Source organism: Microvirga sp. P4_G7 (assembly GCF_056401005.1).
Genome location: NZ_JBFUKD010001134.1, coordinates 1 through 620, shown reverse-complemented (window position 1 = coordinate 620; position 620 = coordinate 1). Strand labels below are relative to the sequence as shown.

Sequence of the window (620 nt, the reverse complement as noted above, 5' to 3'; positions counted from 1 at the left end):
GCACGGGGACGAACGTCGCCAAGTTTTCCGGCACGGCCGCGGAATCTCAAGTCGTCGACAACGGCGACGGCACCTTCACGGTGACCGGACCCGATGGCACCGATCTCGTGCGCGACGTCCGCGTGCTGCAATTTGCCGACGCGAGCGTGGCGTTGTGGAACGCTGCGCCGGCTGGTCTGGCGCTGTCCCAGGCGCARGTCGCGGAAGACGCGCTGGCGGGCACCATTATCGCCACGCTGCGCGCCACCGACGCGGATGGCGACGCRCTCACCTACAGCCTCGCCGSCACCGACGGACCGTTCCGCATCGAYGGCAACAACCTCGTTCTCACCGGCGCCGTCGATTACGAAACGAMGTCCAGCTACAGCCTSACTGTGACCGCCAAGGATGTCTTYGGCCTCACGGCSTCGCAGGTCTTCACGTTCGATGTCGCCAATGTCGTCGARACCAACCCGCTCGTGCTCGTGGGCACGGCGAAYGGCGATGCGCTGACGGGCGAGGCGGGCAACGACGTCCTCACGGGCTTGGCCGGCAACGACGTGCTCAAGGGCAATGCCGGCAACGACAAGCTGTCGGGCGGCTTGGGYAAGGATGTGTTGTCGGGCGGCACGGGACAGGAC

Annotated in this window: 1 protein-coding gene; it reads left to right on the top strand. The window is 66.7% G+C overall.

The window, feature by feature from the left end:
• On the top strand, positions 1-620 hold a 620-nt coding region (locus AC1DT3_RS23480), incomplete at both ends, for a cadherin domain-containing protein (protein WP_477467553.1).